The sequence below is a fragment of the Corynebacterium sp. HMSC08A12 genome (genome assembly GCF_001807485.1).
GTDB classification, from domain to species: Bacteria; Actinomycetota; Actinomycetes; order Mycobacteriales; family Mycobacteriaceae; genus Corynebacterium; species Corynebacterium evansiae.
Map to the genome: position 1 here is coordinate 84,331 of NZ_KV789188.1, position 13,886 is coordinate 98,216.

The 13,886-nt window shown below is 59.0% G+C and carries 12 protein-coding genes; 7 read left to right on the forward strand and 5 right to left on the reverse strand.

What is annotated here, in order from left to right:
- Positions 1-9 precede the first annotated feature (9 nt).
- From gyrB to dnaA, 5 genes are all read right to left on the reverse strand, one after another.
- The gene (gyrB, locus tag HMPREF3166_RS07800) at positions 10-2,034 is read right to left on the reverse strand and encodes a DNA topoisomerase (ATP-hydrolyzing) subunit B (RefSeq protein WP_035003291.1); all 2,025 of its coding nucleotides are present in this window, start codon (positions 2,032-2,034) and stop codon (positions 10-12) included.
- A gap of 110 nt (positions 2,035-2,144) precedes the next feature.
- A complete protein-coding gene (locus HMPREF3166_RS07805) occupies positions 2,145-2,672 on the reverse strand; it encodes a DciA family protein (protein WP_246816967.1) in 528 nt (175 codons plus the stop codon).
- Positions 2,662-3,930, reverse strand: coding sequence for a DNA replication/repair protein RecF (gene recF, locus HMPREF3166_RS07810; protein ID WP_070488558.1), 1,269 nt, complete (start codon positions 3,928-3,930; stop codon positions 2,662-2,664). Before recF ends, HMPREF3166_RS07805 begins: the two co-directional genes overlap by 11 nt.
- A gap of 60 nt (positions 3,931-3,990) precedes the next feature.
- On the reverse strand, positions 3,991-5,175 hold the full coding sequence (dnaN, locus tag HMPREF3166_RS07815) for a DNA polymerase III subunit beta (protein ID WP_034985185.1): 1,185 nt from the start codon (positions 5,173-5,175) through the stop codon (positions 3,991-3,993).
- A gap of 607 nt (positions 5,176-5,782) precedes the next feature.
- Positions 5,783-7,552, reverse strand: coding sequence for a chromosomal replication initiator protein DnaA (dnaA, locus tag HMPREF3166_RS07820; protein WP_070488560.1), 1,770 nt, complete (start codon positions 7,550-7,552; stop codon positions 5,783-5,785).
- A gap of 706 nt (positions 7,553-8,258) precedes the next feature.
- On the opposite strand from dnaA, the gene rpmH reads away from it, so the two are divergent.
- The 7 genes from rpmH to HMPREF3166_RS07850 all read left to right on the forward strand — a co-directional run bounded on the left by rpmH (position 8,259) and on the right by HMPREF3166_RS07850 (position 13,760).
- Entirely contained in the window at positions 8,259-8,402 is a 144-nt protein-coding gene (gene rpmH, locus HMPREF3166_RS07825; protein ID WP_005292556.1) for a 50S ribosomal protein L34, read from the forward strand.
- An 84-nt stretch (positions 8,403-8,486) separates the two neighbouring features.
- Positions 8,487-8,888: a ribonuclease P protein component gene (gene rnpA / locus HMPREF3166_RS07830; protein ID WP_070488562.1), complete on the forward strand. Its 402-nt coding sequence runs from the start codon at positions 8,487-8,489 to the stop codon at positions 8,886-8,888.
- A 91-nt stretch (positions 8,889-8,979) separates the two neighbouring features.
- On the forward strand, positions 8,980-9,222 hold the full coding sequence (gene yidD / locus HMPREF3166_RS10010) for a membrane protein insertion efficiency factor YidD (RefSeq protein ID WP_080722668.1): 243 nt from the start codon (positions 8,980-8,982) through the stop codon (positions 9,220-9,222).
- A gap of 87 nt (positions 9,223-9,309) precedes the next feature.
- The gene (yidC, locus tag HMPREF3166_RS07835) at positions 9,310-10,284 is read left to right on the forward strand and encodes a membrane protein insertase YidC (protein ID WP_070488564.1); all 975 of its coding nucleotides are present in this window, start codon (positions 9,310-9,312) and stop codon (positions 10,282-10,284) included.
- A gap of 233 nt (positions 10,285-10,517) precedes the next feature.
- Entirely contained in the window at positions 10,518-11,186 is a 669-nt protein-coding gene (rsmG, locus tag HMPREF3166_RS07840; protein WP_035003274.1) for a 16S rRNA (guanine(527)-N(7))-methyltransferase RsmG, read from the forward strand.
- A 97-nt stretch (positions 11,187-11,283) separates the two neighbouring features.
- Positions 11,284-12,222, forward strand: a complete 939-nt coding sequence (locus HMPREF3166_RS07845; RefSeq protein WP_035003272.1) for a ParA family protein — start codon at positions 11,284-11,286, stop codon at positions 12,220-12,222.
- Positions 12,223-12,482: 260 nt separating this feature from the next.
- The gene (locus tag HMPREF3166_RS07850) at positions 12,483-13,760 is read left to right on the forward strand and encodes a ParB/RepB/Spo0J family partition protein (protein ID WP_035003270.1); all 1,278 of its coding nucleotides are present in this window, start codon (positions 12,483-12,485) and stop codon (positions 13,758-13,760) included.
- Positions 13,761-13,886 lie beyond the last annotated feature (126 nt).

The following is a 13,886-nucleotide window of genomic DNA, read 5'->3' on the forward strand; positions in this document are numbered from 1 at the left end:
AACACTCGATTAAACATCAAGGAAGCGCACGTCGCGCGCGTTCTTGGTAATGAAGCTGCGGCGAGCCACAACATCGTCACCCATCAGCACGCTGAAGATCTCGTCGGCGGCCGCGGCATCCTCCAGGTCCACGCGGCGCAGGGTGCGCACCGTCGGGTCCATGGTGGTTTCCCACAGCTCCTTGGCGTTCATCTCACCCAGACCCTTGTAGCGCTGGATGCCGTCGTCCTTGTTGATCTTCCGGCCTTGAGCCAGGCCCTCCTCGAGCTGCTCGTCGCGCTCGCGGTCGCTGAAGGCAAAGCCCGGCTCGCCCTTGGCCCACTTCAGCTTGTACAGCGGTGGCTGGGCCAGGTACACGTAGCCCTCCTCCACCAGTGGACGCATGAAGCGGAACAGCAGGGTAAGCAGCAGCGTGGCGATGTGCTGGCCATCCACATCGGCGTCGGCCATCAGCACAATCTTGTGGTAACGCAGCTTCTTGATGTCGAACTCGTCGTGGATGCCGGTGCCCAGGGCCGTAATAATGGCCTGGACCTCGTTGTTCTTCAGAACCTTATCCATGCGGGCCTTCTCCACGTTCAGGATCTTGCCGCGCAGCGGCAGGATGGCCTGGTACATGGAATCGCGACCGGACTTCGCGGAACCACCTGCGGAATCGCCCTCCACGATGTACAGCTCGCTGAGCTTCGGATCGCGGGAACGGCAATCGGCCAGCTTGCCCGGCAGGCCGCCGATGTCGGAGGCGGACTTGCGGCGCACCATGTCGCGGGCTTTGCGAGCGGCATCGCGAGCGTGGGCGGAGGCCACCGCCTTGTCCACGATGGCCTTCGCCTCCGCCGGGTTGGCATCCAGCCAATCCGCCAGGTGCTCGTTCACGGCCCTTTGCACGAAGCCCTTGATCTCGGTGTTGCCGAGCTTGGTCTTCGTCTGACCCTCGAACTGCGGGTCGCCGACGCGCACAGAGATAACCGCCGCGAGGCCTTCGCGCACGTCGTCACCGCTAAGCTTCGGATCCTTGGCCTTCAGCAGCTTGTGCTCGCGGGCGTAGCGGTTCATCAGGGAGGTCAGCGCGGCGCGGAAGCCTTCCTCGTGCGTACCACCCTCGAAGGTGTTGATGGTGTTGGCGAAGGTGTGAACGGACTGGCTAAAGCCGCTGTTCCACTGCAGCGCAACCTCTACCTCGTGGTCCTCCTCGGCCACGTCGAAGGAGATGATGGTCGGGTGGATCGCGGTGCGCTTGCGGTTGATGTAGGCGACGTAGTCCTTCAGGCCCTCCGGGTAGTGGAAGACGCGGGTGCGCGGACCCTTTTTCTTCTCTGCCTCTGCCGCCTTTTCCTCGGCGGACTTCGGTGCCGCCGCATCCTCGGCTGCGGTCTCCAGCTCTTCGTCGTCCTCGAGGTTCTCGCGCTCGTCGACGAGCTTAATGGTCAGGCCCTTGTTCAGGAAGGCCATCTCCTGCAGGCGCTTCGCCACAGTATCGAAGTTGAACTCGACGGTCTCGAAGATCTCCGGGTCCGGCCAGAAGCGCTGCTTCGTTCCGCTACCGCGGGCCTTCTTCACCTGCTGCAGCTCCTCGGGCACAGCCTCGTTGAAGTTCTGACGCCACAGGTACCCATCGCGCTTAATCTCAGTCTCCATGCGGGTAGACAGGGCGTTAACCACCGAGATACCCACACCGTGCAGACCACCGGATACGGCATAGGAGTCCGAGTCGAACTTGCCGCCCGCGTGCAGCTGCGTCATAACAACCTGCACGGTCGGCGGGCCGGTCGGGTGATCCTCCACCGGAATACCACGGCCGTCGTCGATGACCTCCACGCCACCGTCGGCCAGCAGCGTTACGCTGACTTCCTTGGCGTAACCCGCCATGGCCTCGTCAACCGAGTTGTCCACAACCTCCCACACCAGGTGGTGCAGGCCGCGCTCGCCGGTGGAACCGATGTACATACCGGGGCGCTTGCGAACGGCCTCCAAGCCCTCGAGGATCGTAATTGAACTCGCGCCGTAGTCGCTCTGCTTCTGTGGTTCAGCCACGGTGGGTCAAACTCCTTTTCTCGCGCGTAAATAACCACCCCATTCTAGCGCGTCGGGGGCCTAAAGGTGCCATTGGACAGGCCGTTTGAGCTATTTGAGCTGTGTTTAGATCATCCGAAGTCGTCTCGCGGCCCGCGCCCTTGCACGCGCAGCTTGCCGTATTTCGGCCGGCGGATGTTGGGCCCCTGGATTCGCAGTTGCGCCACCACGTCCTCGCCCGCACGCTTGGCAATGGCCTGCAGAATTACGGTTTGCATGTAGCGCAGCTGAGTGGTCCACGGGGTGGAATCGCACTCGATCACCAGGATCTGCGCTTCCTCCTCATACCGCACCGGGCGGGTGTGTTCGGCGATCTTGTCACCCACCAGCTCCGGCCAGGCGTTCATGATCCGCGCAACGCTCACCCGCTGCTGCCAGCCCTGCCGCTTGATCTCGCGCCCAATTAGCGCACCGAAACGCTTCGGGTCGCGGTAACTACGATCGAGCCGCCCATCCATGCGGGTCTTGTACCTGGTCGCCTTGCGGAACGTTGTCTTCTTGTTCTTTTTTGGTGACGCCACCAGCGGCAACTCGGCCTGCGGGGAACCACCGGCCTTCTTCATGGCAGCGAGGGCTTGGGCTACTGGGTCAGTCGCCATTGGCCTCGCCATCCTTCACAATGCGTTCCGTCGCGGCAGTCTTGAGTTCATCAATAGTGTAGATCTTTGCTACATCCCGCAGGGCATCTGGAATGTCCTCATCCACCGCGGCCGTGATGAGGACCTGCTCTGCGCTGGAAATGAGGTCGACGAGGTGGTGGCGTCGAGAAGAATCGAGCTCCGCAAAAACATCGTCGAGGATCACGACGGGCTCAACCCCGTCCCCGCGCTGCATAAAAAACGCGGCGAGCCGCAGCGAGAGGGCAAATGACCAAGATTCGCCGTGCGAGGCGTAACCCTTGGCTGGCTGGTGGCCGAGGATCAAGTTCACGTCGTCGCGGTGGGGACCAAGCAGCGTGGTGCCGCGCTCGACCTCCTGGGGGCGCTTGGTGGCGAAGGCCTGCAGCAGCGTGGCCTCGGCGATCTCGGGGCTGAGAAGCGCCGTGGGCTGGTCTGGCTCGCTAACGCCCAGGCGAATGCCCAGGTCAGCGAGCTCCGCATCGATGGTGGACGTGTAAGACATGTGCGCGGGGCGCGACTGTGGAGCCAATGATTGGTAGGTCTGCTGCAGGTGCGGGGCAAGGTCGTGGACGATCTGCACCCGCGCCGACATGATCTGCCCACCCAGCGCGGCCAACTGGCTATCCCAAACATCGAGAGTGGCCAGGGCGGATTCCGCATCGGCCTTGATGTCCTCCGAGAGGTTGTGGCTGGCCCCCTTCGGGGCGCCGACGACAAGCCGCAGAGCGAAGGCCGACTGCCGCAGCAGCGCGTTCCGCTGGCGCAGGGCCTTGTCGTAGTCCGCCTTCACGGCAGCTAGGCGCGGGTATCTGGAAATCATGATTGTGTCTAGGAAATGACGCCGCTGCTCGGGTTCGCCGCGGATCAGCGCCAGATCCTCCGGGGAAAACAGCGTGGTTCGCACAACCCCCAGCAGATCCCGCTGGGAATTCATGGCAGCGCGGTTTATGTGCGCGCGATTCGAGCCGCGGGCGCGGATGGCCAGGTGAGCGGTGAGCTCGCGGCCATTGTTCACGGCGGTGGCGGAGATGTTGGCGATGTCCTGCCCGCGCCGCACCAGGGCGGCATCGGTGTTGACGCGGTGCGAGCTTAGATGGGCTAGGTAACCGAGTGCCTCGACGATATTGGTTTTCCCGTGGCCATTAGGGCCAGAAAAGATCGTGATGCCAGGGCTGAGTTGCAGGTCGAGTTCCTCCCACGACCTGTAATTACTCAGACGAAGATTGGAGACGTACACGGTTAGCCAGAAATCAACCTAGAAAAACAACCTCGAGAATCAACCTCGGCCTAGCCTGGCTTAACCCGGCAGGCGTACCGGCATCAGCAAGTAGGTGAAGTCCGTCTCCGGGGTTGCGAAGTTACCCTCTGCGTCTGCCTCGGGCAGCTCGCCCGGATCCGGCAGCAGGATCGCGGGACGGGAGGCCATGGTGAAGCCGAAGACCACGCGCGGGGTGTGGATGGCGGCCAGGCCTTCCTTCAGGTAACTGGGGTTAAACGCGATGACCAGCGGCTCGCCGGCGAAAGCGCAGTCCAGGGTTTCCGTAGCGGAACCGACATCGCTGCCACCTGCGGAAAGGGTGACGGTGTTGTCCTTGAAGTCCATCCGGATCTGGGAGTTCCGCTCGGCGACGATGGAGACGCGCTTGATGGCCTCCTGCAGCGGGGCAATCTCCACGCTTGCGAGTGCGGTGTGCGTCTTCGGCAGCAGCGGGCGGAACTTCGGGAATTCTGCGTCGAGCAGGCGCGTGGTGGTGTGTCGCGACTCGGTGGAAATACCCAGCAGGCCATCGGCGCCGATGTCCTCGCCACTACCCACTGCGATCTCGATGGGATCGGTGTTGTTCGGATCCATGGAGCGCGCAGTGTCTGCCAGAGTGCGAGCCGGGATCAGCAGCTTCGCCTGCGCGTCGGCCTGCGCCGGATTCCACTGGAAGCTGCGGACGGCCAGGCGGAAGCGGTCAGTGGCGACCATAATGACATTCTCGCCGTCGATTTCCACGTGTACGCCGGTGAGCATCGGCAGGGTGTCGTCGCGGCCGGCCGCCACAGCGACCTGCGAGATAGATTCCGCAAAGAGATTCGGGTCGATAGTGCCGGTGACCTCGGGCAGCTCCGGCAGAACCGGGTAATCCTCGATGGTCATTGCGGGCAGTTCGAACTTGGACTTGCCAGTCTTGAGAGTCACGGTAGTGCCGTCGAACTCGATGTTGATCGGCTTATTCGGCAAAGAGCCAACGATGTCGGAGGCCAGCTTGCCGGCTACGAGAATCTTGCCGGGCTCGTTGACCTCGGCATTGATGCGCACGCGAGTGGAAACCTCGCGGTCGAATCCGGAAAGCTCCAACCCTTCGTCGTCGGCGACAATCATCACGCCGCGCAGGATGGGCTGGGTCGGCTTGCTAGGCAGGGAGCGGGCTACCCAACCGAGGGCGGATGCGAAGTCATCCTTGGGAACAATGAAACTCACTGTTTGGCTATCCATGCTCAATCTAACTTCCGTGCTCTCGTCGCTCTCGTGGTTTTCGAGGTTCTCGGGGTCTAGCGGGCCTCGAGGTTCGTCTGATCAAGATTAACCCACAAGCTCTATTTCTGTTTATTCCCTTTTATTTAGAGAGATAGCAGTCGTAGTAGGTGTTGTGGATCCTGTGCACAAACCCTAATCGATGCATGTCGCACCGCAGGTTCGGGTGTTGATGATCCGGTGGACAAGCTGTGAATAACAGATCTCGACTGTGGATAACTTCGGCGGGTCGCGAGTTGTACACATCTTCTCCACTGCTGTTTACCCAGTTTAGGCGCAGTTTTCCCCAGGGGGCGGGGCGCTGTTTTGTGACGCAGCTAACTTTTCATCCTCTGCGGCGCACCCGGAGCCCGCCGAAACCGCTACCCCTTGAATTACAACTTTGAAATTACATCTGTGGAAAACCCTGTGGAATTGTGGATAACTCAGTTGAATCCTGGTCTAGTAAAGGTCAGAGCCTCGTGAGTTATCCCCAGGCTCGCTGTGGATAACTCGGTGAATCTGGGGAAAACTGTGGGAAACTCGCGCCCTGCTCTGCCGCCGGGGGTGCTGCTACCGGGCGACGAAGCTAATCCCGGGCATGGGACTTGATCTTTTGTGTTAGTTCCTGCACCTGATCGAAGACCTTCTTGTTCTCCGACAGGGATTCCCGCACGCGCCGCTCCGCGTACATCACCGTGGTGTGGTCGCGGCCGCCAAATGCGCTTCCCAGCTTCGGCAGGGATAGATCCGTCAGCTCGCGGCACAGATACATGGCGATCTGCCGGGCCTGCACAAACTTCTTGGCCCTACCCTTCCCCACCAGCTCGTCCGTGGTCAGGTTGAAGTAGTTCGCCACTACCTCGATGACGTGCTGCGGTACGATTTCCACGTCTTGATCCGCCGGCGAAATATCGCGCAGCGCAATCTCGGCGGTCTCCACCGTCAAAGGTTCGTGGCTCAGCGCGCAGTAGGCCGTCACGCGGATCAAAGCACCGTCGAGCTCGCGGATGGACTTTTCGTAGCGGCTGGCGATCAGCACCTTCACGTCCTCCGGCAACTGCACGTTGTCGGATTCGGCCTTCTTCGTCAGAATCGCAATGCGCGTCTCCAGATCCGGAGTCTGCACGTCCGTAATCAGGCCGCCTTCGAAGCGCGTCCGCAGGCGATCCTCCAGGGTGGTCAGCTGCCGGGGAGGTCGGTCGGAGCTCAAGACGATCTGCTTATTCGCCTGGTGCAGTGCGTTGAACGTGTGGAAGAACTCCTCCTGCGTGGACTCTTTGTTCTGCAGGAACTGAATATCATCCACGATCAGCATGTCCAGGTTGCGGTAGCGCCGCTTGAAGGACTCACGGGTGTCGTTAGCAATCGAGTTAATGAAGTCGTTCGTCAGCTCCTCCGAGCTCACATACTTCACCCGCATATTCGGCTGCAGTTCTTTGGCGTAGTGCCCGATGGCGTGCAGCAGGTGTGTTTTGCCCAGGCCCGATTCGCCCCAGATAAACAGGGGGTTATAAGCCTTGGCCGGTGCCTCGGCCACGGCGCGGCAAGCCGCGGCGGCGAAGTTATTCGAGGAGCCGACCACGAAGTTTTCGAACGTGTAGTTCTTGTTCAGCAGCGATTCGCCGTCGAGCCCGTCGTTGAAACTCGAGGACGGCTGCGGCGAAGAGGTATGGGGCGAAGAGGTGTGCGAGGAAGGAGTATGCCGCGGGGCTGGACGGTGCGCGGTCTCCTTGTTCGTCCAGCGCGTAGGCGTCGGAGACGGGTTCGGGTCGATATGGTTCTCCGACGCAGCGTATTGCCCGGCGAGTTCGTCGGCGTCATGCTCCCGACGCCGCGCCGCTTCCTCAGCAGTTTCGGCCGCGGCGCTATCCCCAGCCTGCGCCGCGCCGTCCCTCTGCTCGGCCTTGTTGACCAGCTCCTCTACCTGCGACATCGAAAGGTCGTCTGCGGTTGCCACCGACCCTTTTTGTGACGCCCCTTCGTGGGCATCGCCGGCAGCATCAGCATCGGTGTGGCTGTCGTTGGCTGCCTCGGCGCGATCCTCGGTTTCCCCGTTAGTGCTGGTGATGGCGAGGCTAACGGAGAGATCCAGCCGCGTCTTGAGGACGTGCTTGATGGGATCGATCAGGTCTTTCTCGATCGATTCCTTGGTCCACTTGTTCGGGGTCTCCAGCACCACAATGCGGCCCATGAGCCCCACCGGCCTGACCTTGCGCAGCAGGGAGCGCTGCTTGGGGGAGATCGCCGGCAGGTCCGGATCGGGATTAGCCGACGAGCTATCGGCAAGCCAATCGTGCATGATGGCATCCCACATGTCTGGGAAGTGTTCCTCGATGGAGAAATTCGAGTGGCTCATGGGGCTCCAGGGTTGGTCGGGGGTGGCCGAAAGGTTAACGGGGGTTAAACCACGGGTGGTTTAGCTAGTCGGGCTGTTCTGTAGTTGTTCACGGCCCAGTGCACAGTGCGAAACACCGATTGTCCTGCGTTTCCACACAGTTATACACACCTGTGGATAACTTCTCTGCACATGTTATCCCCAAGGTACAGCGCTCTTGTGGATAACTCTAATTAAAGTGTGAAAATGCCCGTGACCTGCATGTATAAGGTGTAAAGTAAAGGTTTAATGTTTGGGGGTGGAGGAGTTTTCCACAAGGCCAATCGATATTTGACGAAGTCCGTTTCCGTCCTTAAGGGTTTTTGTTCACACCCAGACTTCGGCGGCAGAAATGGGTGATTGCGGTGCGGTTTTATGCCCATTGAGGTGGCACTTCTCGCGCTAGTTACCGTAGTGACTTTCTAAAATTTGGATAACTTCCGTCACAGCACGTATCCTTGACTCGTCTATGGCAACCCACGTACGACAGCAGGTCACCACGCTGTCTATCGGGTGCCTCCGGTACCGGCTCTTAGGTCCTCCGGGACTTTGCCGGTGCAATTGTCCACTTAAATTTGTGGGCGCGCCGCTGGCTTAAGCGTTGATCCCAGCTCATGAAGGGGCTGGGTGTCTGTTGTGGCTGCACGTGGCTCGTCCGCTGATAGCGAAAGTTAAGGAGTGAAGTACCGTGGCCAAGGGCAAGCGTACTTTCCAGCCCAACAACCGTCGTCGTGCACGTGTGCACGGTTTCCGTACCCGTATGCGTACCCGCGCCGGCCGTGCCATCGTTTCCGCACGCCGCAACAAGGGCCGCAAGTCCCTGACTGCCTAAATTAGGCACAGACGTTCGCTCCACCCCAATACTCTTGGGGTGGATTGTCGTAGGGGCGTCAATAAGTAAGAAAGAGCCACCACAGTGCTAGCTCCCCAGCACCGGCTTCGGTCGACTGCCTTGTTTGGGCAGACGATACGGAAGGGTCGGAAGAAGGGTAGCCGCACTGTGGTGGTTCACGTTTTAGCGGGTGGCGGCGGGGCCGAAGAGCTTCCGCTGCCGTTGCAAGAGGGGGCGACTGCCGGGCCACGCATGGGGCTAGTGGTTTCGAAGGCGGTCGGCAACGCCGTGACCAGGCATAATACCTCGCGGAAGCTTCGTCATGCCTTCCGTGCTGTGTTGGACGAAGGGCTGCAGGAAGGCAGCCTGGAGTTCCCCGTCGGCACCACGGTAGTGATCCGTGCGTTGCCTAAGAGCGCCACTGCGAGCTTTGAGGAGTTGGTCGGCGATGTGCGCAGCTGCATCCGGCGAGCCCTCGCCCGCTAGTGGCCACTCTCCCACGTCCGAGCCCTCGCCCAATGGTGATGCGAGTACCAGTAGTGATGGTCGTAATGGTCGGCCGGGTGTCGGGGCCCGAATGGCTCGCCGATTGATCCTTGGTTACCAAAGTTATGTGTCACCCCTTAAAATGGGGCCAACATGCCGTTTTGATCCTACGTGCAGCAACTACGCCTTAACCGCTATAGGCCGCCATGGCCTGATTAAGGGGTCGCTTCTCGCGTTGGGTCGTTTGGCCCGCTGTGGGCCTTGGCATCCGGGAGGTTGGGATCCTGTCCCGCCTCGTCGTCCCCTGTGCTCGTGGGGCGGGCGGCGCCGCTAGCTGTGTTCCTTTTTTGGACGCCAACTATCGGCGGCGCCGGCCCTACGGGCCTTAATAGATCAATTTCAGGAGAAACCTCGAGTCGCCATGGATTTTGTTTATTATCCAGTGTCCGGCGTTTTGTGGTTCTGGCATAAGCTGTTCAGCTACGTCCTGAGCCCAGATTCGGGCATCACTTGGGCGCTGGCAATCATGTTCCTCGTGTTCACCATTCGTATCCTCTTGGTGAAGCCGATGGCTAATCAGCTGCGTTCCAGCCGCAAGATGCAAGAAATGCAGCCAAAGATGCAGGAGCTGCAGCGAAAGTACAAGAACGATCGTCAGACGCTGGCGATTGAGATGCGCAAGCTGCAGAAGGAAATGGGCGTAAACCCGTTGGCTTCCTGCCTGCCGATGCTTGTGCAGATGCCGATCTTCCTTGGCCTGTTCCACGTGCTTCGTTCCTTCAACCGCACGGGCACCGGTGTGGGTCAGCTGGGAATGACGGTCGAGGAGACTCGTAATACGCCGAACTACTTCTTCGGTGTGGACGAGGTTCAGTCCTTCCTGGACGCTCGTATCTTCGGTACTCCCCTGTCCGGTTTTATCTCCATGGACCCGGCCAACTACCGCGCGTTCTCCGCGGATGGTCACGTGGACTTCACCCGAACCAACATCATCCTGGTCGTTGTCCCGCTGATGCTGCTGGCTTCCGTGCTGATGCACTTCTCGGCCCGCATGTCTATGGATCGTGCTGCAAAGCGCCGTGCGGAGAACCCGATTAAGGCTAACGACCCTAAGGCCATGCAGTCTCAGATGCAGATGGACATGATGCAAAAGCTGATGCTGTGGGTCATGCCGGTTCTGTACCTAATGGGTGGCTTCGCTTGGCAGGTTGGTCTTGCCCTGTACATGGCTACCAACATGACGTGGTCCTACCTGCAGCAGTACTTCCTCTACAAGAAGATGGATGCTGAGGAGGAGGCGGAGAAAGAAGCTATCGCGGCTTCCAAGCGCACCTCTGCTCCGAAAGTCGGCGCCCGCCCGGATAACCCCAAGAAGAAGGGTAAGAAGCGGAAGTAGCCCTAAACCGCGTTGAACCGTCACCGTTATGGTGGCGGTTCTTTTGTTTTCTCTAGTTTCTCTGCACAATCCGTTCGCGGCTTGAAGACTCGGGTGCTGCTTTGAGGTCAACGGACTATAGAATGGGCGGAGTAATAGAAGCCGAATGTTTCACGTGAAACATCGTGTGGAACAACCCGGATTGTTTCACGTGAAACATTGCCCCTACCTCCCACCGTTGAAGGAGTGTCTAGATGGCAAATCGAGACGACGTGAACATTCAAAGCCCGGAACTAGGTGAACCTCCAGCGGCCGCCCAGGAGGTTTTCGGCGATCGTCTTCCCCTTGCCCGGGAGTATGCGGAGTTCTTGGCAACAGCCGGCATTGAAAGAGGACTGTTAGGCCCACGCGAGGTTCCACGTATCTGGGAGCGGCACGTACTTAACTCCGCTGTCCTTGGGGAAGTTATTGATGAGGGATGCCGTGTTGTCGATATTGGCTCCGGTGCCGGTCTACCAGGTATCCCGTTGGCGATCGCGCGTCCGGATCTAAAGGTTCAGCTCCTGGAGCCACTGCTACGACGCTATAACTTCCTGTCCGAGATCAACGACCGACTCGATCTGGGGTGCGAGGTCGTCCGCGGTCGTGCCGAAGAGCCAGATGTAGTTAGAGCTTTGGGCGGTGCAGATGTTGCTACGTCTCGAGCTGTGGCACCGCTCGGTAAACTCACCCGTTGGTCACTGCCTCTGGTGCGCGTTGGTGGAGCGATGAAGGCCCTTAAGGGTGGTTCGGTCGCAGAGGAACTCGAGCGAGACGCCAAAGAGATTGCTAAAGCGGGTGGCGGGGATGGAACCATCCAGCTAGTAGGCGAGTCTAAGGTGGCGGAACCTACACACGTGATCACTATTCCGCGCATCAAGTAGGGCTCTCATTGTGGCCTCTGTGAGGCTGATCTATCCTTTACATACACCTCGATGTTTCACGTGAAACATCATCTTTCGACTTCAGGATTGGACATAGATGTCGACCTTCGACATGGATGAAACACCCATCGGGCGAGCTGCCCAACAGGCTGCGCGCTTGAAGAACCCGAATCGGAACAAACTTCCGAGGCCGGAGAAGTGCAGGAAGATCACCATTGCCAACCAAAAGGGTGGCGTGGGCAAGACGACCTCTACTGTTAACCTGGCGTGGTCCCTCTCCCTTTTGGGCATGAAGGTGCTCGTTATCGACCTGGATCCTCAAGGCAACGCATCGACGGCACTTGATGCGGTGCATCATGTCGGCACGCCTTCGTCTTATGAGGTACTGCTGAATGAGATGTCTGTCGATGAAGTGATGCAGGGCAACGACGAGAACGAGAACATCTTCTGCGTCCCAGCAACCATCGATCTGGCGGGAGCCGAGATCAATCTGGTTAACGAAGTTCGACGTGAGTATCGACTTTCCTCCGCGCTCAGCGACGGATGGATCGAAGAGCACGGTTTCGATTACGTGTTCATTGACTGCCCCCCTTCCCTCGGGCTCCTCACGATCAACGCAATGACGGCCGTGGATGAGGTACTGATCCCAATTCAGTGCGAGTACTACGCCCTGGAAGGCGTAAGCCAGTTGATCGATAACATCGCAATGATTCGCGAGAACCTGAACCCGAACCTGCACATTTCGGGCGTACTTTTAACGATGTATGATGGTCGCACACGGCTTTCGCAGAACGTTAGCGACGATGTTCGAACTCACTTCGGATCCGTGGTTCTGGATAACCATATTCCGCGTAATGTGAAGGTATCCGAGGCTCCGAGTTACAACATGACAGTGCTGCAGTACGACGGCGGCGCCCCTGGGGCGCTTGCCTATTATGACGCAGCTAAGGAATTCGCTCAGCGCGGCGATTACCTCCCGACAACGGAAACCGCGCCGATTGGAATTGCTCCCGAACTTCATGATCAGGGTGAGTAATAGTGGGGAAACGCAATAAAAAGGATTCCAAACTGTCGAAGAAAGATCTAAAGTCCGCCGAAAATAGCGTTTCGAAGGATTCGCGTAAAGTTTCAAAGCCGCACAATGTGGCCAATTCACCTCAGAGTCAGGAGAGTCCGTTGCCGAAGAAAACGCCGGCGGGCGCGAAGATGCCCGAAAATGCTGGTAGAAGCTTAGCGTCGGAAGCGGGGCGAGCTCTGAGTGCAACCAAGTCCAGTGGTGGCTCTCGAAAGCCGCAGATGCCCTCTCCTAACGCTGTAGGCAATGCTCGACGGGGCGGACTTGGTCGAGGTCTTGCATCGCTCATCCCGACCGGACCTGCTCGCCCCTCTCTTGGGGATGGTGCAGCCGACATTGTATTGGGTAGCGGGAAGAGCATCGGTAGCGGTGGAAAGAAGGCCGATGCTGGTTCATCGTCCGGTAACGGTGGCAAGGGTGATCGCGCGGTAGAAGATTCTGCCAGATCTCAGAAGAGCCCTGTGAACCCTCAAGCGGATCAAAGTGACTCTGACAAGCCGAATTTTGATCGACCTGATGAGAATCTGGGGGGTACCTCGAGTATGGACGCGAAACGTCACAGTGACGCTTCGCGTACGGTTATCCGAGAGGCTTCCGGTACGGAATGCGACGCCATCGAGAACCGTTCCGCTACCCCGAGCGACGTGAATGTTTCACGTGAAACATCGCAAGATGATTTCGGGGCAACCTACCAAGAGCTCCCCCTCGGTGCCATTCGTACAAATGCAAAGCAGCCGCGCGAGGTATTCGACGAGGAGGCCCTTCAGGAGCTCGTCCACTCCATTAAGGAGTTCGGGCTTATGCAGCCGATCGTCGTGCGCAGGGCCCCAGACGAGGATTCCACGTATGAGCTCATTATGGGTGAGCGACGCCTGCGCGCAGCAAAGCGAGCGGGTTTCGAAGTAATTCCCGCCATCGTCCGCGAGACCGCAGACGACGAGATGCTGCGCGACGCGCTGCTAGAGAACATTCACCGCGTCCAGTTGAATCCGCTGGAAGAAGCCGCGGCGTATCAGCAGCTTATGGAGGAGTTCGGCGTAACCCAGGAACAGCTGGCTAAGAAGATCGGTCGATCTCGTCCTCTGATCACTAACATGATCCGCCTTCTCCAGTTGCCTGTATCCGTGCAGCGGCGAGTCGGCGCCGGAGTCCTTAGTGCGGGTCACGCTCGCGCTCTCCTGGGCTTAAAGAGCGGCGCTGAGGAACAGGAGAAGCTTGCCACCCGTGTTGTAAGCGAGGGATTGAGCGTGCGCGCCACGGAGGAAGCGGTGACCCTCCTGAACCGTGGCGATAAGGCAGCCAGTGCTACGAAGGCTACTGGACGCAGCCCCCAACAGCTGCCAGAAGATGTCTCCAACTGGGTGGATAATGCCTCCGATGCATTGGAGACCAAGGTCAGTGTCCAAATGGGGAAGAAAAAGGGCAAGATCGTTGTTGAATTTGGAGGCCCTGAGGACTTCGACAGGATCATTGAGCTGTTGAAGTTTAAGAAGCACTAAAACGCTTAGCTAAACCCAGACAAAGCAAACCGGCATGTAGCTAACTCAGACTAAGAGAACCACCGGAAGGCCAACCCAGACAAACTGAACCAGCGGAAGTTAACCTTAAGAAAAGGAGCAAATTTC

Excerpts from the sequence above, each read along its gene's own strand:
- yidD (WP_080722668.1), top strand. The coding sequence starts at position 8,980 with ATGGCTCGCCGATTGATCCTTGGTTACCAAAGTTATGTGTCACCCCTT.
- dnaN (WP_034985185.1), bottom strand. The coding sequence starts at position 5,175 with ATGGATAGCCAAACAGTGAGTTTCATTGTTCCCAAGGATGACTTCGCA.
- rsmG (WP_035003274.1), top strand. The coding sequence starts at position 10,518 with ATGGCAAATCGAGACGACGTGAACATTCAAAGCCCGGAACTAGGTGAA.
- yidC (WP_070488564.1), top strand. The coding sequence starts at position 9,310 with ATGGATTTTGTTTATTATCCAGTGTCCGGCGTTTTGTGGTTCTGGCAT.
- HMPREF3166_RS07805 (WP_246816967.1), bottom strand. The coding sequence starts at position 2,672 with ATGGCGACTGACCCAGTAGCCCAAGCCCTCGCTGCCATGAAGAAGGCC.
- HMPREF3166_RS07845 (WP_035003272.1), top strand. The coding sequence starts at position 11,284 with ATGTCGACCTTCGACATGGATGAAACACCCATCGGGCGAGCTGCCCAA.
- dnaA (WP_070488560.1), bottom strand. The coding sequence starts at position 7,552 with ATGAGCCACTCGAATTTCTCCATCGAGGAACACTTCCCAGACATGTGG.
- HMPREF3166_RS07850 (WP_035003270.1), top strand. The coding sequence starts at position 12,483 with ATGCCCTCTCCTAACGCTGTAGGCAATGCTCGACGGGGCGGACTTGGT.